We start from the raw sequence: 18,691 nt of genomic DNA on the forward strand, positions 1-18,691 counted from the left end.
GAAACGTAAACCCGCCCGTAGGTGTGATGGTTGAATGTCGGACCTGCCTGACTATGATATGCGGGTTATGTTCCGCCTGTTGTCACCGGGGAAGCAATGACCACATTCGTCATGATCCACGCAGCGTTCCATGGCGATTGGGTTTGGAGCCGTGTGTCGGATCACCTCATCAAGATGGGCCACAAGGCAGTCACTCCCTCCTTCGCCTCCTGTCGGGCGGGGAATGGTGCAACTTTGTCGTCTCATGTGGCCGAGCTTCTTGGTCTGCTTTCGCACTTGACGCAAACCCAGGTAGTCCTTGTCGCACAGAGCTACGGCGGCCTTGTTGCGACTGCCGCGGCTGCACGGGTACGTTCTCAAGTGGCAGCACTGATCTATATTGATGCCGTTCTCCCCGAGCATGGAAAATCGATGCTCGAAACGATTCCTGTGGAGTTCGCCAATACGTATCGCGCCCGCCGATCCTTGGACGGCGGCCTGCCTGTTATCCTGCCCGCTCGTGGGCATACACCGGAACTGCGGAATGCTGGCGACCGTTCATTCGTGGCGGGCCATATATCACCGCAGCCGTTTGCGAGCTTCGACGAACCTGCCGACCTTTTGACGCGAGACGATGCGCTGGCAGGCATTCCGCGCCATTATCTCCACTGCTCGGCACACTCGATTGACCCATCGGCGTCCCTGTATACGGACTTTGCACGCCGGGCGGCGACTGGTCGAGGCTGGTTCCACCGCAACCTGCCCTTGGGATTCTATGGCGTGCTGAGCTCACCCGGCAGTATGGCTGAAGCCATTGTCGAAGCCACCCACGGTGTTAGCGGCGGGTTGTCGAGCCACTGTCTGCGGCGCGTTCTGGATGCTGTGGAAGAGAGGGATGGAAGCCCGATCTCGTTGGCGGAACTCGCGAACATCGCCGGATTGAGCGCTTGGCATTTTGCGCGTTGCTTCAAACAAAGCATGGGTGTTCCGCCCCACACCTATCTGCTAACGCGGCGGATAGAAAAAGCGGCCCGCCTGCTTCAGCGAGGGGATCTGATGCTGGGCGATGTCGCACGCCTAAGCGGGTTCAGTAGCGCCAGCCGATTTGCGACAGTTTTCCGCCAAGTGGTAGGGATGGCCCCGCGTACCTTTCGCAATCTGCAAACACCTTGAGAGCCTTTGGGGCACCATAGATGTTCCAGTCCGAAACTTCGGCGTTTTGCGACCAACAGCATGGCTGCTTCGGGCCGCAGGCCGTCATTGCTGAAGGCGGGCACAAAAGACCACAGTAAAGTCGAGAGGTGAGCGTCTCGGCGTTCCGATGGCAAACTTCTACAGTCATTTTGACCAGCAGAGGAGCCATCCATGCCGAATAGCAGTGACCACCTGATCACAGAACTCAGGACCGAACTAACCCGCCAGCAGTACAGCCGGGCGGTCGTCGACAATTATTGTGCCTATGCGCGCGGATTCCTTGACTACCTTTTACGCCAGAATACCCCGGTTGCGGATGTGAGCGAAGTGCAGGTCGCGCAATACCTGCGTGACGCTATCGCGCTGTTCCAGGAACGCCATGGTCGATCTCCGGGGCCATACTGGCACTCGATCCCTCGCTCGGGAATCCATGCATTGCTGCGGCTCGCACAGGGGCAATGGCCACCCACGCCGATAGCGACCTGCGCTACTGACGCACTACGCTTGGCCATCTGCGAGGAGTACGAGACCTGGCTGCGCGAGGAACGAGGTCTTGCTGTGGCCAGCATCGACGCGTTGATGTGGGAGGGTCGAAACTTCCTGGCCTGGCAGCTCAATCGGCATGGCATCGATAGTCTTATGACAATGACCGTGGGCGACATCGATGGCTATATGGACACACGCAGCCCTCACCAAACGCGCAAGTCCATAAAGGATGTGGCGGAGCGCCTTCGTTCGATGCTGCGCTATCTCCATCGGACGGGTCGCACTGCAATCGACTTGTCGCCGCACGTCGTCGCCCCCTTGCTCTATGCTTATGAGGGGGTGCCTTCGATCCTTACGCCAGACCAGATCGCCGCGGTTCTACAGACCTCGGGCACGGACAAGACGCCCGCGGGGTTACGGGACCACGCAATTCTGCAATTGCTTGCCACCCACGGCCTCAGGTCCGGCGAAATCTTTAACCTTCGGGCCAAGGATATCGACTGGCGGGCGGAAACGATCCGCATCCGGCACACCAAGACTCACGCCACCTCATATCTGCCGTTGATGGTGCCAGTCGGCGAAGCGGTGCTCGCCTATTTGCAGACGGGGCGGCCTATGACCGATGCCCGAGAAATCTTCATCCGTACACGAGCGCCCTATCGCAAACTCAGCATGCTCGCCAACATAGTGCAGCGACGACTTAAAGATGCCGGGGTCAAACCGGCTGGCAAGAACGGCTCTCATATCTTCCGCCACGCACGTGCAGTCGAAATGCTGCGCGCCGCTGTGCCCCAGAAAGTGATCGGCGACCTGCTCGGGCATCGTTCTGCCGAGTCTACGGCCCCTTATCTCAAGCTTGCCACCGAAGATCTCCGTGCCATCGCGCTCGATGTGCCGGGAAAGGAGGTGCGGTCATGACGAAGTGGCCCGACCCTGAGCGCACGTTGATCGCCCGGTACATTGCAAGCCTCAACCTACGCACCACGAACAGCCCTATCTACTACAGGCAGGCGCTCAACAAATTCCAGGATGTCGCCGAGCGCTATGCCACGCTCGACAAGAATATGCTGGTGGCCTGGTTGCGTGTAGCTCCAGGCAGGGCGCCGACGACGCGGCTACACCGTACCCGGATCGTCGACCGGTTCCTCGATCACCTTCAGGAAACAGGGGCAATCGAACGCAATCCCATCACCGTGCTGCGTGAAGCATGCAATATCAAGCAGTGCATGCCGGTGTGGCGGGCGCTCGCCGATCGCGATCCCGATAACGCGCTTGCCGAACTATCCCAGCCAAAGGATGCCGGTGCCTCTAGCACATTCCAAAGCAATTTCCTCTCGCTCTCGGAACGTCAGGCTGCGGTTTTTGAGTGGTGTTGCCGAGGGTGAAAGATTTGTGGGAGGCATGCCGCCTGAACTCCGAAACCACCGGTTCCCAACGGGGGCAGAGACGCCGGCTTCCACAGCGGCATCCTCGCTGGACAAGCCAGCCGCTACTTCTCGCCAGAACCGACACAGGTTCTCACGCTGCCATACAGGTGGCCGGCCAGGCGAGGATAATTTCTGCCGCGTTGAACGCTCCGATTTCCGTCTTCCCGTAGCCATTCACACCTCCTAGTTTGGCGGTGTTGCGGCGACCGGTTGAATCTGCCCAATACGTGTCCATTCGCTATTCTGAGCGGCTGGCGGAGGCGGAGGCGGAGGCGGAGGCGGGCATTGAGCCGTCTTCGGAAGCGTTGGCGACAGTTATGACAACGCTCTCGCCGAAACAATCAACGGTCTTTACAAGGCCGAGGTCATCCATCGGCGAGGACCGTGGTGCAACTTCGAAGCCGTGGAGTTCGCCACGCTCGAATGGGTCGATTGGTTCAACCATCGCCGCCTTCTGGAACCCTTCGGCAACATGCCGCCCGCCGAGGCAGAAGAAAGATACTACGCCGTGCTGGACGCGCCCGCGATGGCCGCATAACTTAAACCAAACGGTCTCCGGGAAAGCCGGTGCGGTTCAAAGCTCTTCAAGAGGTAGATTGAAAGTGCGTGCAAAATGTTCACACGGTCGGAGGACCCACACTCAGGCGCTTGGATCAGTCTGTTTCACCGATCGTCACGACTGATGAACGCCCATGCGCCGATACGAGCAATCGCGCATAGAGCGCCTCCATATAGTTGGTAATGTGCAGCATATTGTGTCGGTGCTGTTTCAGCGTCGCGTTTGTCTCGAAATCAATGGAGGCTTGCGAAGGGCCATTTGTGTTGGCTGGCTAAAGGTGAGGGAATGCGATGAGCCCATTCATCGGAAGGTCTTTCTGGAATATTCGATGCTTCTAAGAAGAGCCCGGCCGTTTCCGGCCGGGATCGTTATTCATGCCGCGTGTGCCCCGTCTTCGAACCGCTCGAACATGTGGTCGAGGCCGTGTTCGAGCGGGATGATGCCGTGGGAGAAGGTCGGATCGAAAGACGTTCCAAGATCCGGCACGGGCTGAATCTGGTTTGCCCGGATCGATGTGGTCTTGATGCAGAACTGCTGGTCGCCGAGATGGAAAGCGATGATCTCCAGCATCGTCGCTTGGCCTCGGGCGATGGCTGTTGCCTCCATCAGAATTCCTCCCAGCTATCTATGGCAGCCGCGGTCGCTCCCTTCCCGCCAAAGGCGCCTGCGAGTTTGCGGCCAAGCGCGCGAGCGGGGGAGGGGACCGGCCTGCTGTCGGCGACGACGGTGCGCGGGGCGGATGCCGACCCGTCGAGCTTGAAGCGGGCGATCAGCCGGGCGAGGCCGGAGGCCTCTTCGGCCAGCCGATTGGTGGCGGCGGTGGATTCCTCGACCATCGCCGCATTCTGCTGCGTCACCTGATCCATCTGATTGACAGCGGTGCTGACCTCGGAAAGGCCGGTCGATTGTTCCTTGGCAGCAGTGGCGATCGAATGGACGTGCTCGTTGATCTTGATGACATGGCTCTGGATTAGGGTGAGGGCTTCGCCTGTCGCCATTACCAGCTTGACGCCCGACTGAACCTCGCCGCTTGAGCGGGAGACCAGCGCCTTGATGTCCTTAGCAGCGCCTGCCGAGCGCTGGGCAAGTTCACGGACTTCCTGGGCGACGACGGCAAAACCTTTGCCGGCATCACCGGCACGCGCCGCCTCGACGCCGGCATTCAGCGCCAAAAGGTTGGTCTGGAAGGCGATCTCGTCAATGACGTTGATGATCCGGCCGATTTCGCCGGAAGCCTGCTCTATCCGCCCCATCGCCGAGACCGCATCTTTCACCACGGCACTCGACTGCTCGGTCGAGCGGCGCGCTTCGTCGACCATGTGGCTGGCCTCTGTCGCCAGTTCGGTCGAGCTCTTGACCGCGACGGTGATTTCCTCCAGCGCCGAGGAGGTCTCCTCCAGCGAGGCTGCCTGCTGCTCGGTGCGCTTCGACAGATCGCCGGAGGCGGTGCGCATCTCGCCGGCGCCGCCATTGATCGTGTCGATGGCAGAACGGACCTCGCCGAGTACCGAACGCAGGTTGGCCATCGTCGTATTGACGCTGCCCTTGAGTTCACCAAAGGCGCCCTGGAATTCGCCGCGCATGCTTTCCGTTAGATCGCCCTCGGCCAGCGCCGAGACCACCCGCCGCGTTTCGGCAACGCCGCGATCGACGGAAGCGACGAGCCGGTTGAGGCCAACGATGATACGGTTGAGGTCCGGATAGCCGAAGTCTTCCGACGCGCGACGCGAGAAATCACCCATTGCCGCCGCTGCGATGACTGCGTCTAAGCTCTCCTGCATTTCGGTCACCTTCAGGCGCTTGGCCGTGCCCGCCGCGTCCAGTTCGCGCACCTTGATGCCGTTCTGCTTGAACACCTCGACGGCGCGGGCCATCTCGCCGATTTCGTTCGTCCTGTCGGTGAAGGGGATTTCAACCGAGAGATCGCCGTCGGCGAGCATGCGCATGACGTCGGTGGTCCGATTGATCGGACGGGAAACGCCGACGATCGCAAAGGCCATCGCGCCGAGGCCCACCACGCAGGCGATGCCGAGCAACGCGAAGGCCGCGATGCGGGCGGTCGCGTAGTCGCCGGAACTGTCGTCGAGGCTCCTTTCAGTTCCGGCGGTGTTTATCCGAACGAGGTGCTGGATAAGGTCCTCCATCACAAGATAGGCATTGCGTACATCCCCCAACACGAGCTTGCCAGCCTCTTCGCGTTGCCCAGCTTTGAAGTGTGCAACGACACGTTCATTGAGCTTCAGGTAGACGTCCACCTTTTTCTTGAACGCCTCGTACGTCGTTCGCTCCTCCGGCGCAGAAACCAGGGCTTCATAGGTCGACATTCGCTCGCGAAGCGCGGCCGTGTCCTCGCCAATGGCATGCTCCGTCTTCTCCACGGCAGATGCATCGGACGCGAGGAGCAGGCGTGTCTGCGATCCTCTGAGATCCGCCATCGTTATGTTGATCTTGTTGGCGATGTCGACGCTCGGCACCCATTTGCTCGCCAAAGTCTGAACCTCGCCGTAAACGCCGTCTATCGACGAAAGCGCGAAAAGGCCCTGGCCGGAGAGCAGGAGGAGCAGCAGCGAGAATGCACCGGTCAGGGACGCTTTGAGTGAAAAGGATGATAGTTTCATTCGAGTTTTCCTGTAGGCCCGTGATAGGAAGGCCTCATGCTTCCAGGTCAAAATTTTGAGGAATGGCCGCTCGAATCATTCGAGGGGCGGACAGGCTCAGCGAGGCAGACGTTGCATGCCTGTCGGCGAGCACTAGGCTTGTTACCGTTAGTCAATTGTAAAGCTTAACAACGCCTAACCTTTACCACCTTAGGGTAGCAAAGGGTGCGGACTTCGGACAATTCTTCTGAAATTGGATATTGGGTCGATTTGACTAGGTTCGTGCTGTTCGTCTTTTAGTGTCCGACGGTTTTTCCCCATAGGCTTCCCGATAGGCACCGGAAAAACGGCCGAAGTGAAAGAAGCCCCATTTCAAGCATATGTCTTTCACGGTCTCTTGATTTGAAGGACCGAGAAGATCCCCACGGGCCCCGCGAAGGCGGATAGCATGCAGATAAGCTGAAGGTGTTGTGTCCCTAAGAGGCCCAGTCGGCCCGAAGCTACGATTTTGGCCAACTGAAGAACGCTGTGGGAACATGGCGATGATAGTTGACGGGTAGCCTGGCAAGGAATGACGGTCCGCTCCGGCAAACGGAGGGGAGTTATGAGTTTTGGTCTTTCGAGTACCCCTCTCTACAGATATGTGGCGGCAAGGTTGGAATGTCCGCCATTGTGCAAAGCTAAAGTGTCCGGTCGGCTTGCTACGACACGACGATCAGCCCCGATCTGAGCGGCTGATCCCGCTTGCAAGATCAGATCGGGGCGGGTGGGACACACCGCTTCGGCTTTAGCTGTGAGTTCATGTTGAAGCGCGACTTGCGGGCATGGCGAAGCTATCCGGCATGCCTCAGCTGTGCGAGCAGTTTCTTGCGGAAGACTTCTGCCGGCGTTCGATAGCCGAGACATTTGCGCGGTGTGGCATTGAGCTGATTGCAGATGGCGATCAGATCGGCATCAGTCACGGATAAGGGATCGACCTCTCTCGAAAGCCATTTCCGCGCTCGCCTGTTGGTGTTCTCAACCGTGCCTTTCTGCCAGGGTGACTGCGGGTCACAAAACCAGGTCTGTGTGCCGATGCTGGCTTGCAGATAGGGCCAGTCGGTGAACTCAGTGCCACGATCGAATGTGATTGAGCGGCGGGCGAGGTGGGGCAGCGCTTGTAGCGCTTGCACAAGTCCGTTCATAACCGGCCGGGACTGCCGATCATTGTTGCGCAGAAAGATGGCAAAGCGGCTGACTCGCTCCACGAGGGACGTCATATTGGCCTTGCCGAACTTCTTGCGAAACTGGATCAGATCGCATTCCCAATGCCCAAACTGCTTGCGATCGGCAACGACATCCGGACGGCGTAGAATGTTCAGTTCAGGGCTAAACCTTTGGCCATACTTGCGTCTTGCATGTCGCGGTCGCCGTCGAGCCCGATGCTCAGGCAGATGACGCCACAGCTTGATTGCATGTCCGTCGGACGAGTATGCGAACTTGTAGATCGTTTCGTGACTGACTGAGATCGGGTGCCGTTCCAAGCGCATCCGGCCAGCGATTTGCTGCGGCGACCAACCATGGATGATCCGGTCGATAACGGACTGCCTCACAGTCGAGAAGCGCACCAGCTTCCGGAGCTTGGCCCGCCGTTCGCAAGCCATTTCGTGCGCCGTCACGCAGTAGTAGCCATTGAGATCGGGGACGACCTTGTCGGCGAACGTGTTGCGCTTGATCTCACGAAAGATCGTCGAGCGATGTCGACCAAGTTTCTCGGCGATGACCTCGACACTCAGCCCAGCCGTTCGCCAGCGGGCAATCTTACGACGCTCATCGAGATCAATATGGGAGTAGGTGCGTTTCATTGCAGCTTCCTTGCGAGTGACAACCCATTGGTATCATTCGCAAGTCGCACTTCATCCTTGAACCCACCCACCTTACAAGATAATGTCGCATAACAGGTATTATGGAACTTTTTGTGATCATTGAGGCGGCAACTCAGTCCGGTGTCTACACATGATACGCTTGGGGCCGTGCGGGCGTAAGTGGTCGGACACGTCTTCGCGTCGGCCTAACTAGACACACCAACAGCGGCAAAGACCGTGCGCGGTCATTGGCTCACCTAAAACGAGCCGGTCGGAACAACGGCTACCTAAGCGAAATCCTTGCAATTCTCGTATGTTAAGCTGGATTCAGCCCTGGCGACTCATGACGAGAATCCATCCGAAACGAAAAGACGGTCGGCAAACGCCTGACCAGAAATGTCTACCTGAGACGGGCAAAGCCATCCCTTTTCCGCGCCACTTATCCAATCAGCGCAACAAGTGTCTTTCGTGCAAGGAATCTGACGGATCCGTTAACCTTTGGAGTTCTTTAGTCGTCGTGCGCAGGCACATGACGAGCATGATTTCGCTCGGTACGCCCTGCAGCATGAGGGTGTCAGCCGCACCATCAAACCGTCTTCACCGCTTGAATGATTCGGGCGTCAATCAACACACGATGCTGGAAATATCACGGCTTTGATTGAGGTCGGGCGCGAATAGTCATGCGGAAAATGAAGGAAAAATGAAATGAAACGACCAAGTGTAAAACTGTCCCTTATCGCCTCCGCCGCCGGGATGGTGCTCTTAACCGGTATTCTCTCCTGGGTATCGATCAGTTCGCTGTCGACGATCGACGTCAACAGTGACCAGATCATCGAGGACTGGATGCCGAGCGTCGAGCGCTCGAAGGAAATGGATACGGCTGCGTCCGACCTGCGCATCGCCTTCAACATGCATGTCCTGGCCGCAACGGATGAGGAGGAACTTGCGTCGGAAAAGACGATCGAGGAGGAAAAGTCCCGGTTCCTTGGGGCGGTTGACAACTACGCCGCGCTCATTGACGACGAAGATACAGAGGAAAAGGCGGAACTAGCGAAAATCAGCAACACGGCCGGTGCGCTGATCGAGGCCAGTGACAAGATGATCGCGGCTTCGAGAGAGAGCAGGGACGAGGACGCAAAGCGGATCATTTCCAAGGAAATGGCGCCGCGCTTCGCTGCAATCGCCAGTTCGATCGACACAATCGTCGGCATCAACAAGGAGGGTGCGGCCAAATCCGGCGCAACTATCCAGCAGCTTCTGGAGAATGCGCTCAATCTCGTCTACGTCCTCTGCGGTATCGCCCTTCTCGTCGCGATGAGCGCCGTCGCCTTCGCCGTTGCCGGGATCGCCAACCCGATCAGCCGCATCACCGCTGCCATGCGCAATCTTGCTTCCGGCGATACGGCAAGCGCCATTCCCTTCGGCGGTCGTCAGGACGAGATCGGTGCGATGGCCGAGGCCGTCGAGGTGTTCCGTCAGAATGCGCTTGCCAATGCCCGTCTCGAACAGGAAGCCAACCAATCCCGCAGCGTTCAGGAAGCGGAGCGCGCCGAGGTGCAGCGCCGCACCGAGCGTGAAGCCGAAGAGTTGCGCTTCGCCTCCGAGAATCTAGCTGCCGGCCTGAAGCGGCTCGCGAGCGGCGACCTCGCCTTCCAGATCGACGAGACCTTTGCGCCGGATTTCGAGCCGCTGCGCCAGGACTTCAACCAGTCGATCCGTCAGCTTGGCGCCGCATTGTCCTCCATCGCCGAAAGCATCGGCACGATGGACAACGGCACCCGCGAGATCGCCTCCGGCGCCCAGGACCTCGCCAAGCGTACGGAACAGCAGGCTGCCGCGCTGGAGGAAACTGCCGCTGCTCTCGACCAGATCGTTGCGAATGTCGGCTCGTCGACGAAGCTGACGGAAGAGGCGCGCGACGTTGCGACCCAAGCGAACCATAGCGCCGCCAAGTCCGCCGAAGTGGTGTCGCATGCCGAGGAGGCGATGCGCCGCATCGAGGAAAGCTCGCAGCAGATCTCCAACATCATCGGCGTCATCGAGGAGATCGCCTTCCAGACCAACCTCCTGGCGCTCAATGCCGGCGTCGAGGCGGCCCGCGCGGGTGACGCCGGCAAGGGCTTCGCGGTCGTCGCCCAGGAGGTGCGGGAACTCGCCCAGCGCTCGGCGCAGGCCGCCAAGGAGATCAAGGGGCTGATCCAGACCTCGACGACCGAGGTGGAAAGCGGCGTCAAGCTGGTGCGCGATACCGGCCAAGCGCTGAATGTGATCGGCGGCTTCATCGGCCAGATCAATGGCCACATGAACTCGATCGCTGTCTCGGCCAAGGAGCAATCCACCGGGCTTGCCGAAATCAACACGGCGGTCAACTCGATGGACCAGAGCACGCAGCAGAATGCGGCGATGGTGGAAGAATCGACCGCTGCGGCTTCGAGCCTGGCGCAGGAAGCGGCCAAGCTTCGCGATCTCATTGCCCGCTTCAAGCTCGATGGTGCTTCAGGCCCACGCGGCGTCAGCGCCAACAGCAAGCCGGTCGCTTCTCCCGCACGCGCGCTCGGGCAGAAGCTGGCTGGCGCCTTCCGTGGAAGCACCGCGACAGCAGCAGCCGTTGATTCGTGGGAGGAGTTCTGATGGCGGCGACGACATCGGCCTCCAGCCAGCAAACGACGTTGGAAATCATCGCCTTCCATCTTGGCAACCAACAGTTCTGCATCAAGACGACCTCGATCCGGGAAATCCGGGGATGGGCAGCGGCCACGCCGCTGCCCCACGCACCGCCTCATGTCCTCGGCGTCATGAACCTGCGCGGCTCCGTCATTCCGGTGATCGACCTTGCAGCCAAACTCGCCGTACCGAATGCCGTCGATACCAGCCGTAGCGCCATCGTCGTTGTTGAGGTGGGGCAAGGTGTTCTCGGCCTGGTGGTCGATCAGGTCTCGGATATCCTGTCTATCGGCACCGACCGCATCCAGCCGGTGCCCGATTTCGCCGCGAGCTTCGACCCCGCGTTCTCATACGGGATCATCCCCCACGAACACAGCATGGTCTGCTTCCTCAACCTCGATCACATGTTTGCCAGCCTCGATGAAACGGCGAATGCCGCCTAAAACCACCCCCGCACGATCGCATCCGTCATCCTGAAGAGAAAGAGAATTCGTAAATGCCTCACCTCGCCGCACGTCCGCCTTGTGAACGGTCGCAAGACAGCGATTTAGTTGAACTCCCAGGGATATCCAGCGATGCCGAGATCCAAGCGCGGCTAGAACGTGAGCGTGAGCAAATGCTCTGGGCAGTCAATTTCCTGGAGGCATTGTGCGCCAAACTCGCTCGGTCCAACAGCGGCGGACAGCCTCTGGCCATCGTCGCCGCGAGCACGCCGACAAACGCCACGCAGACGGCAAGTATCAATCCCTCGCGGTCGCGGTAACGTTGATGCCGCCAGGTAGATGACGGCACGATCTTCATTTTTCATTTCCGGAGTTTTCATGCCGTTCAACAAGACTCGCAAACACGTTCGGGCCCAGACTTATTCCGTCATCGCGGTGACGGTCTCTTTTGTCGCCGTCGCTCTCGTGCTCACCGGGCTTATGACGCGTGTCATCGCCACGATGACCCTCTCGGCAAACGATATCGACGACGCCCGCGCCATCAACATGACCGATACGGCCATCGCTGAGTTCTCAGAACGACTGGGCGCGACGACGAGAGACAATGCGGTCTGGGATGATGCTTATGCTGCCATCGGTTCACTCGAGGCCGCAGATTTTGCCTACGAGAATTGGGGGAAAACAAGCGAGAATTACCCGCTCTATGACGGCGCGATCGTTGTCGGACCTGACGGCGGCACAATCTCTGCCTATGCCAAGGGGCAACCATTCCAACCGAGCGTTTATTTTGGAGATGCCTTCAGACGGCAGGTCGAAGCCGCCGCAAGCCCGGGACAGGATCCACTAGTCAATTTTTTCAAGACAAAGAACGGTGTCGCACTGGTCGCGTCGCACGCGCTTCAGCCCTTCGAGATCAGCACCAAACCTGCGCAACTCAGCGTGCTTAGTTTTTACAAGGAGATTACGCCGGAAGTCCTCGATGCGTTGGCAGACAAGTACGAACTGGATGGCTTGCGGCTTCAATCAGCCCCCGAGCCAGGACTCTTAAGCGCCCCGATCAAGGACAAGAAAGGTATTCCTATCGCCTACCTCGTCTGGCCGAGCGGGGCTCCTGGAAACGCTGTCCTGAACGAAGTTCATTCCGATGTGGTTGCAGCCGCTTCAATCCTCGCCCTGTTTCTGGTGGCTGTCCTTCTCGCTGGCGCGTCTGAGGCGACACGCCTTCGCCGACTGGCGGAAACCGCTCGTTTTGAAGCAACCCACGATAGCCTGAGCGGTCTGCTCAACAGGCACGGACTGCTTAATGCGCTGGAACAGTTGGAGGTCTCGGAGCCCGTATCGCTTTACCTGATCGATCTCGATGGCTTCAAGGCTGTCAACGACGCCTGGGGGCATGCGGTTGGGGACGAACTGATCCGAATTGTCGCCAATGCACTGCGGGCCTGCCATCCGGAAATCCTGGCCACGGCGCGGCTCGGTGGCGACGAGTTCGCGCTGGTGCAGATCGGATCGGTTGGCCACCGCGAGATAGAAAAAGCCATCCTGGCACTCTTTGGCGCGCCATTCAGGGTCGCCGGACGGACAATCGAAGTCGGAGCTAGCATTGGGGTTGCCGCTCGAACCGGGAATGTGGCAGCGTTGGAACTGCTCCGCAGAGCCGATATGGCCCTCTACCGTGCCAAGGAGAACGGGAAGGCACAGGCAGTCGTCTACGATATAGAGCTCGATCGAGAACGCCAGCGCGTCGCTGAGTTGGAAAGCGAATTGCGAACAGCCATAGACAGCGGCACAATCGAGCCCGCGTTCCAGCCTCTCGTTTCGGCTTTGACGGGGGAGGTCATTGGGCTTGAGGCGTTGGCGCGTTGGCGCGGCGCCGCCGGGAACATCAGTCCGGAGGTCTTCATTCCACTTGCCGAAAGGTCCGGTCTCATCGATGCGCTCGGCGTTCACATGCTGCGAACCTCGATCCGTCACGCAAAGAACTGGCCAGACCTGGCCTTGTCGGTCAACGTCTCGCCAGTCCAGTTATGCAATCCCGACTTTGCCGCGAATGTGATTGCCGTGCTCCGGGGGGGCGATTTCGATCCTAACCGCCTTACTCTGGAGATAACCGAAGGTGTACTGATGTCAAATCCCGAGCAGGCGCGCCGGTCGATAGACCAGCTCCGGCAGGTTGGCATCAAGTTCGCGCTTGACGATTTCGGCTGCGGCTATGCAAGCATCGGCGCGTTGCGTCAGTTCGGCTTCGATCGCATGAAGATCGACCGCTCGCTTGTGTCAGGCCTGGAGGAGAACGAAAACGGGATTGAAGTTCTTCGAGCGACGGTGGCCTTGGCAACGGCCCTCGACATCCCTGTAACCGCCGAGGGTATCGAGAACCCGCACCAGGCAGCGATACTGCGAGACATCGGCTGCGATCAGTTCCAGGGTTATCTCGTCGGCAAGCCGATGTCGGCCGACGAGATTTCCAGGAAACTGACGCAAGAAGAGGTTAGAGGTGGCTCGGGAAATCTGCACAGCGGGGATAAGTGGAATTCTGCCTGACTTCGGCTTAGATGCCGGGAACAGGAGGTGGCATGAAAGAGGCCGCGCCCGTTGAGAGAACAGATCCCTGAGATGCAGATGATGATCGAGGGACAGTCACACTTCCAGCCTTTCGGCTTATCCTATTGGGGTTTGCAAGATCTCAACAAGGGAGTTGGAAGCATGACTGCCTCTTATGAATACCATATCGGCGTGGACTACCACAAATCCTACAGCCATCTGGTGGTGCAGGATTCGGCGGGTAAAACGCTCAGATCCGGCCGGGTGAAGAACGATCGCCAGTCGCTCGGCGGCTTTCTCGAATGCTACCGCGAGAACAGCCACGCGGTTGTCGAGGCGACGCGCAACTGGATGGTGATGTACGACTGGCTCGACGACATTTGCGATGATGTCGTTCTCGCCCACCCGTTGAAGGTGAAGGCAATTGCCGATGCCAAGATCAAGACAGACAAGATCGACGCCACGGTCTTGGCGCATCTACTGCGAGCCGACCTGGTTCCGGAAGCCTGGGCACCAAGCGAGAGATCGCGCGACCTTCGCGTCGCGCTGCGCGAGCGGATGTTCTACGTGCGGCTGCGCACGATGACGAAGAACCGGGTCGTTACCGTCTTTGATCGCTATCCGGAGCAGACAGCACTGCTGAGGAAGCTCGGTGACCTGTTCGGCAAGACCGGCCGCGTCCAGCTGGCGCAAGTGAAAGTCTCGGAGATCGACCGCATCCAGATCGATCGTGGTCTCGACTTCATCGGTGACATCAATGAACGGATCAAGCAGTCGGAGACGACGATCCGGGCGATGACCAAGGCCAATGCCAATGTGAAGCTGTTGAAGACAATCCCCGGCATCGGTGAGTTCTTCGCCCGGCTGATCGATGCGGAGATTGACGACATCAGCCGCTTCCGGAATGCCAAGAAGCTTGCCGCCTACGCCGGGCTTGTACCGTCGACCTATTCCTCCGGCGGCAAGACCTTCCACGGCAAGATCATCAAGCAGGGCAACAAGTGGCTACGCTGGGCGTTCGTGGAAGCGGTCGCACCTGCCATCGCCACCGATCCGCGGCTGCGCGTCCAGTATGAGCATCTGAAGACTACCCTTTTGCCGGAAGTCGGATGTTGCAATGGCTTTTGAGAGGAGAAGGGTTGAATGTCGGGCGGCTTCACGTCGCCACGCTGATGAAGAAGATGGGCATTGAGGCAATTTACCGTCGCCCGAACACCTCGAAGCCGGCACCAGGTCATAAAATCTATCCTTATCTCCTGCGCAAGCTGGCGGTGACCAGACCCAATCAGGTCTGGGCGATGGACCTGACATATATTCCGATGGCGCGGGGCTTCGTCTATCTCTGCGCTGTCGTCGACTGGTTCAGCCGGAGGGTTCTGTCATGGCGGCTGTCGATCACGATGGAAGCCGCTTTCTGCATAGAGGCGGTCGAGGAGGCGCTGGCCCGTTATGGCAAGCCCGACATCTTCAACACCGACCAGGGTTCGCAGTTCACCTCGGTGGACTTCGCTGCCGTGCTGAAGAAGGCTGAGATCGCCATCTCTATGGACGGCAAGGGCGCATGGCGAGACAACGTCTTCGTCGAGCGGCTTTGGCGGTCGATCAAATACGAGGAGGTCTATCTCCACGCCTACAAGACTGTGTCAGAGGCTCGCGCTGGCATCGGCCGATATCTGAACTTCTACAATAGTCGACGTCCACATTCATCCCTTGACCGGAAGACGCCGGATCAGGCCTTCTTCAACGCGCTGACGCCAATGATGGTGGCGGCATAATCGAGGCGGAAATCCACTTAGCAAAGCGCCCGAAACTGTTCAGACAAACCGAGCCACCTCTGATAGAGGCTCCTAATTATTCATTTTCGGCGTTCATCGAAACGCACGTCCCAATGAGATTTCAATATATTGATAAGAAAATAGTCGCCGCGAGAAAGGTGAAAATCTGCTTGAGCCTCGGCAGCAGGTCGACCTACCTCAAGATTGGCCAGGGCTTTCAGTGACTCATTGCTACCGAGCATCCTCGCCAAACAAATGAGCCGTCAACGAGACAGACCCACTTCAGCGAGCAGGTGCATAACCAATGGATCGCAGCAGCGGTAGAATATCGTTTGCCTATTTCTTCGTGCGCGCACAACGTCAGATTGACGCAGCTTGGAGAGGTGCTGTGACAGCGCAGACTGGCTGATGTTTAGATCAGTCGCCAGTTCGTTCACCGACCACTCTCGCTCCATCAATCGAAGAAGCGCGCCGAGTCTGATGGGGTTCGAGATGCTCCAGAACAATTCTGCAGCTTTTTCCAGATCCATCATTTTGGATTTCGGATGGCCTGGATCCGTAATATTTCGAAGTGCTATCGACATAATGCCACCTAGTTACCGTACAATAATTCTACCTAGAATATTAAAGTATGGTAAATAATTAATTAAGAGCAAGCTTGATCAGCATTCACGACGAGCCGCGCCAGAAACGTGATCAGCAGGGTGGGAAAGGCCATGTTCTCTACTACGCCACCTTTTTATTTCGACCAGGCGCCACGGTTTGAGCCCGTGTGTTGAGTTTCAGCAGGATTTGACCCATTTTCCGTTTCGCGTTCACCCACCGAATTCGTTGCAATAAACTGTCTGCAAACACCTTTTCGCTTCCTGACCGGATCACAGCGAAATGGAAAAGTTGCTTAAACTCACGCGACAACCAACACCGTGCTACACTGCGTGCAAAATCGAGGGTAGTTCTCCCTCGGACACATAGCGGTCACGTCCCGTGGTCTTCGCACGATATAGTCTGGCGTCCGCCAGGGCCAGCAAGGCATCCCGTCCGACGACTTCCTTGGAACACGCCAGGCCGATGCTGGTTGTTATCTTGAGGCCGGGGGCGATGCGCGTCCATTCATAGCTACGCGTGCATCGCAGGAGCTTGTCGCCAATTAATGGCAGGTCGTGCTCCTGCGCGTCGCTGACCAGGATCACAAATTCCTCACCCCCGATACGGGCGACCAGATCGCTGGCGCGGAAGCAAGTCGAGACCATATTGGCAAAGGCCTTGATGACTTCGTCGCCAACGGCATGAGAATACTCGTCGTTAACCGCTTTGAAGTGATCAAGGTCGGCGAAAACCACGGCGAACGGGGTGCCGCTGGCAATCAGACCATCGAAGTCCTGTTCCATCCAACGGCGATTGGCAACGCCGGTGAGTGGGTCCGTCAAAGCGTCCCGCTTGGACTGCTCCGCGATCCGGCTGGTCATTTCGGCCAATTGGCGGAGCTTTTCCGCCTCGTAGAAGATTTCGGCCACGCGCGCGCGGCTTTTGACCTTCTCGCCCTCGAATTGCTGAACCTCCCGGAAGAATCGTTTATGAAGTTGAAGCGCCTTCTCGAAGTCACCCATCGCTTCGTGGATTTCCGAAAGTGCTTTGGTGCACAGATGTTTCAGATCGGCCGTTCCAATGTCGGCCGTCAACTGAACGGCCTGCTCGCAATATTCGCGCGCCTCCCCGATGCGGCCTTCCCGCTGCAGGATTTCCGCATAAGTCTTGAGATACTGGATCCTGCGACGATTGGAGACAGGTCCCTTCACCATCGTCCATTCTTCAAGGGCGCCGTGTGCTTCCTGAAAGCGCCCAATATAACAAGAGTATTCAGCTTTGTTGGTAAGGGAGACGCGACGCGCCCAGCTGTCTGAATTGTCGCGTGACAGCGCCAAAGATTCGTCGGTAAGCGCAATCGCTTCCTCGTGACCCGAAATGAAAATGGTGTCGTCGCCGTTTTGGCGCGCTTCCCTAGCCTCGTCGGCCACCATGCACCCACGCCCGAACAGACACCAGCAAAGGACATGGGTGTCGGCAAGTGTTCGGGCGATCGCAATAGCCCGCTGCGAAGTGTCCAGCGACAGTGGAATGTCGCCTCCCATCCAGGCGATGAGTGCGGAGACGTGTAGGGCCAGCGCCAACGCGAAGTTGTTGTCGCCGGTTTCAGCCAGATTGACAGCCGCGCGGGCGACCGAATAGCTTTCGTCCGAAAGACCGAGGTTGGACAGGATCCACGCCCCCAGTGTCAATGCGCTCGCTTGCGAGGAGTGATCAAGGGTTTCCGATAGGCTGCGTGCCGTTTGGACATGTTCGAAGGCTTGTTCGGTCTCTCCCAGCTGGAACAAAATCCAACCCTGTAGCCACTCGTAGCGAAACAGCAACTGCGGGTCGTTTTGTGCAGTCACGACAACATCAACGGATCGGAGGCGGGCGAGTGCTTGAAGCGGCTCGCCGGAACCACATTCCAGCCAAGATTTCTCGAGTTCCGTCCTCACCATCCGACAAACTGACCCAGTCCATTCTGTCTCTGCGTCACGCCGCAGAATCTTCAATTCAATCAGGGCGAAGTATCGCACCGCCTAATTAAATGTTCTCTAATCCGAGCCCGGCTGCTATGTATTTCGGCCGAAACAGAGGTGGTCTGGAAATTCGGCCGCTTCGCTCGTTCTATCGCAACGGCCGCTCGCAATCCAAACGCGCACGCTCGAACTGATCGGGATCATTTGAGCGCTCGCATCACTGCTGCGGCAAGATCACAAGGCGCACCGGACGCAACCCTCACCCTCGTACCGTTCGCAAAGTCCACAACAATAGTCGCCGCACCACCGTCGCCGCTGCCAGGAACGTCCAAGACAGTCGCCGGCACGAAAGCGGGACCATCTTTCACAGACAGCGCTTGGCGCCGCCACGTGTAAAGCAGCCCCGTCGAAACATCAAAACGACGCGCTACTTCCGAGACATTTGCCCCCGGGGCAAATGCTGCCTCAAGAATTTTCAGTCGATCATCCGGTGACCAACGACGACGCCGCTCTTGACCCGTCAGCAAAATGGCCTGTGCCATAGTTCCTCATTGCGCTCTTAAGTCCACTCTCAAGAGCGCAAAACACGATATCGCCAAAAACTCGCAAGGCGGTCCACGCCGGAGGGATACA

At 58.4% G+C, this 18,691-nt stretch carries 12 protein-coding genes and 5 pseudogenes; 9 read left to right on the forward strand and 8 right to left on the reverse strand.

Annotated features, from left to right (window positions below):
- Window positions 1-96: 96 nt before the first annotated feature.
- The 3 genes from IM739_RS22940 (at window position 97) to IM739_RS22950 (ending at window position 3,044) form a co-directional block, all read left to right on the forward strand.
- Complete coding sequence (locus IM739_RS22940; protein ID WP_237371949.1) at window positions 97-1,152, forward strand: alpha/beta fold hydrolase; 1,056 nt, start codon at window positions 97-99, stop codon at window positions 1,150-1,152.
- Between the two features lie 192 nt (window positions 1,153-1,344).
- On the forward strand, window positions 1,345-2,577 hold the full coding sequence (locus IM739_RS22945; RefSeq protein WP_237371950.1) for a site-specific integrase: 1,233 nt from the start codon (window positions 1,345-1,347) through the stop codon (window positions 2,575-2,577).
- Window positions 2,574-3,044 (forward strand): hypothetical protein, encoded by a 471-nt coding sequence (locus IM739_RS22950; RefSeq protein ID WP_237371951.1) that lies wholly within the window; start codon window positions 2,574-2,576, stop codon window positions 3,042-3,044. Before IM739_RS22945 ends, IM739_RS22950 begins: the two co-directional genes overlap by 4 nt.
- Here the strand turns inward: IM739_RS22950 and IM739_RS24165 are convergent.
- A pseudogene (locus IM739_RS24165) lies at window positions 2,955-3,260 on the reverse strand (IS30 family transposase); the annotation flags it as partial. The gene IM739_RS22950 and the pseudogene IM739_RS24165 sit on opposite strands and share 90 nt — an antisense overlap.
- Before the next feature lie 44 nt (window positions 3,261-3,304).
- Here IM739_RS24165 and IM739_RS22955 point away from each other — a divergent pair.
- Window positions 3,305-3,624, forward strand: a pseudogene (locus IM739_RS22955) (integrase core domain-containing protein); the annotation flags it as partial.
- 393 nt (window positions 3,625-4,017) lie between these two features.
- Here the strand turns inward: IM739_RS22955 and IM739_RS22960 are convergent.
- The 4 genes and pseudogenes from IM739_RS22960 to IM739_RS22975 all read right to left on the reverse strand — a co-directional run bounded on the left by IM739_RS22960 (window position 4,018) and on the right by IM739_RS22975 (window position 8,086).
- Window positions 4,018-4,251, reverse strand: a complete 234-nt coding sequence (locus IM739_RS22960; protein ID WP_237371952.1) for a hypothetical protein — start codon at window positions 4,249-4,251, stop codon at window positions 4,018-4,020.
- A complete protein-coding gene (locus IM739_RS22965) occupies window positions 4,251-6,263 on the reverse strand; it encodes a HAMP domain-containing methyl-accepting chemotaxis protein (protein WP_237371953.1) in 2,013 nt (670 codons plus the stop codon). The genes IM739_RS22960 and IM739_RS22965 overlap by 1 nt, the downstream gene beginning before the upstream one ends.
- Window positions 6,264-6,516: 253 nt before the next feature.
- Window positions 6,517-6,720, reverse strand: a pseudogene (locus IM739_RS22970) (helix-turn-helix domain-containing protein); the annotation flags it as partial.
- Window positions 6,721-7,075: 355 nt separating this feature from the next.
- The gene (locus IM739_RS22975; protein ID WP_237368082.1) at window positions 7,076-8,086 is read right to left on the reverse strand and encodes an IS30 family transposase; all 1,011 of its coding nucleotides are present in this window, start codon (window positions 8,084-8,086) and stop codon (window positions 7,076-7,078) included.
- Between the two features lie 705 nt (window positions 8,087-8,791).
- Here IM739_RS22975 and IM739_RS22980 point away from each other — a divergent pair.
- From IM739_RS22980 to IM739_RS23000, 5 genes and pseudogenes are all read left to right on the forward strand, one after another.
- Window positions 8,792-10,717, forward strand: coding sequence for a methyl-accepting chemotaxis protein (locus IM739_RS22980; protein ID WP_237371954.1), 1,926 nt, complete (start codon window positions 8,792-8,794; stop codon window positions 10,715-10,717).
- Entirely contained in the window at window positions 10,717-11,193 is a 477-nt protein-coding gene (locus IM739_RS22985) for a chemotaxis protein CheW (RefSeq protein ID WP_237371955.1), read from the forward strand. The genes IM739_RS22980 and IM739_RS22985 overlap by 1 nt, the downstream gene beginning before the upstream one ends.
- A gap of 378 nt (window positions 11,194-11,571) precedes the next feature.
- On the forward strand, window positions 11,572-13,737 hold the full coding sequence (locus IM739_RS22990) for a bifunctional diguanylate cyclase/phosphodiesterase (protein ID WP_237371956.1): 2,166 nt from the start codon (window positions 11,572-11,574) through the stop codon (window positions 13,735-13,737).
- Window positions 13,738-13,899: 162 nt separating this feature from the next.
- Window positions 13,900-14,823, forward strand: a pseudogene (locus tag IM739_RS22995) (IS110 family transposase); the annotation flags it as partial.
- Window positions 14,823-15,512 (forward strand): annotated as a pseudogene (locus IM739_RS23000) (IS3 family transposase); the annotation flags it as partial. The pseudogenes IM739_RS22995 and IM739_RS23000, both read left to right, overlap by 1 nt.
- Before the next feature lie 263 nt (window positions 15,513-15,775).
- Here IM739_RS23000 and IM739_RS23005 read toward each other — a convergent pair.
- From IM739_RS23005 to tnpA, 3 genes are all read right to left on the reverse strand, one after another.
- Window positions 15,776-16,096, reverse strand: coding sequence for an ArsR/SmtB family transcription factor (locus IM739_RS23005; protein ID WP_237371958.1), 321 nt, complete (start codon window positions 16,094-16,096; stop codon window positions 15,776-15,778).
- 342 nt (window positions 16,097-16,438) lie between these two features.
- Complete coding sequence (locus IM739_RS23010) at window positions 16,439-17,944, reverse strand: sensor domain-containing diguanylate cyclase (protein WP_237371959.1); 1,506 nt, start codon at window positions 17,942-17,944, stop codon at window positions 16,439-16,441.
- A gap of 314 nt (window positions 17,945-18,258) precedes the next feature.
- Window positions 18,259-18,600, reverse strand: coding sequence for an IS66-like element accessory protein TnpA (gene tnpA, locus IM739_RS23015; RefSeq protein WP_237371960.1), 342 nt, complete (start codon window positions 18,598-18,600; stop codon window positions 18,259-18,261).
- Window positions 18,601-18,691: the final 91 nt, after the last annotated feature.

The sequence above is a fragment of the Rhizobium sp. SL42 genome, from assembly GCF_021729845.1.
In the GTDB taxonomy this organism is placed as follows: Bacteria; Pseudomonadota; Alphaproteobacteria; order Rhizobiales; family Rhizobiaceae; genus Allorhizobium.

What these genes read in the sequence shown, in the direction of transcription:
- IM739_RS22940 (WP_237371949.1), top strand. Translation starts at nt 97, where the DNA reads ATGACCACATTCGTCATGATCCACGCAGCGTTCCATGGCGATTGGGTT.
- IM739_RS22945 (WP_237371950.1), top strand. Translation starts at nt 1,345, where the DNA reads ATGCCGAATAGCAGTGACCACCTGATCACAGAACTCAGGACCGAACTA.
- IM739_RS22950 (WP_237371951.1), top strand. Translation starts at nt 2,574, where the DNA reads ATGACGAAGTGGCCCGACCCTGAGCGCACGTTGATCGCCCGGTACATT.
- IM739_RS22960 (WP_237371952.1), bottom strand. Translation starts at nt 4,251, where the DNA reads ATGGAGGCAACAGCCATCGCCCGAGGCCAAGCGACGATGCTGGAGATC.
- IM739_RS22965 (WP_237371953.1), bottom strand. Translation starts at nt 6,263, where the DNA reads ATGAAACTATCATCCTTTTCACTCAAAGCGTCCCTGACCGGTGCATTC.
- IM739_RS22975 (WP_237368082.1), bottom strand. Translation starts at nt 8,086, where the DNA reads ATGAAACGCACCTACTCCCATATTGATCTCGATGAGCGTCGTAAGATT.
- IM739_RS22980 (WP_237371954.1), top strand. Translation starts at nt 8,792, where the DNA reads ATGAAACGACCAAGTGTAAAACTGTCCCTTATCGCCTCCGCCGCCGGG.
- IM739_RS22985 (WP_237371955.1), top strand. Translation starts at nt 10,717, where the DNA reads ATGGCGGCGACGACATCGGCCTCCAGCCAGCAAACGACGTTGGAAATC.
- IM739_RS22990 (WP_237371956.1), top strand. Translation starts at nt 11,572, where the DNA reads ATGCCGTTCAACAAGACTCGCAAACACGTTCGGGCCCAGACTTATTCC.
- IM739_RS23005 (WP_237371958.1), bottom strand. Translation starts at nt 16,096, where the DNA reads ATGTCGATAGCACTTCGAAATATTACGGATCCAGGCCATCCGAAATCC.
- tnpA (WP_237371960.1), bottom strand. Translation starts at nt 18,600, where the DNA reads ATGGCACAGGCCATTTTGCTGACGGGTCAAGAGCGGCGTCGTCGTTGG.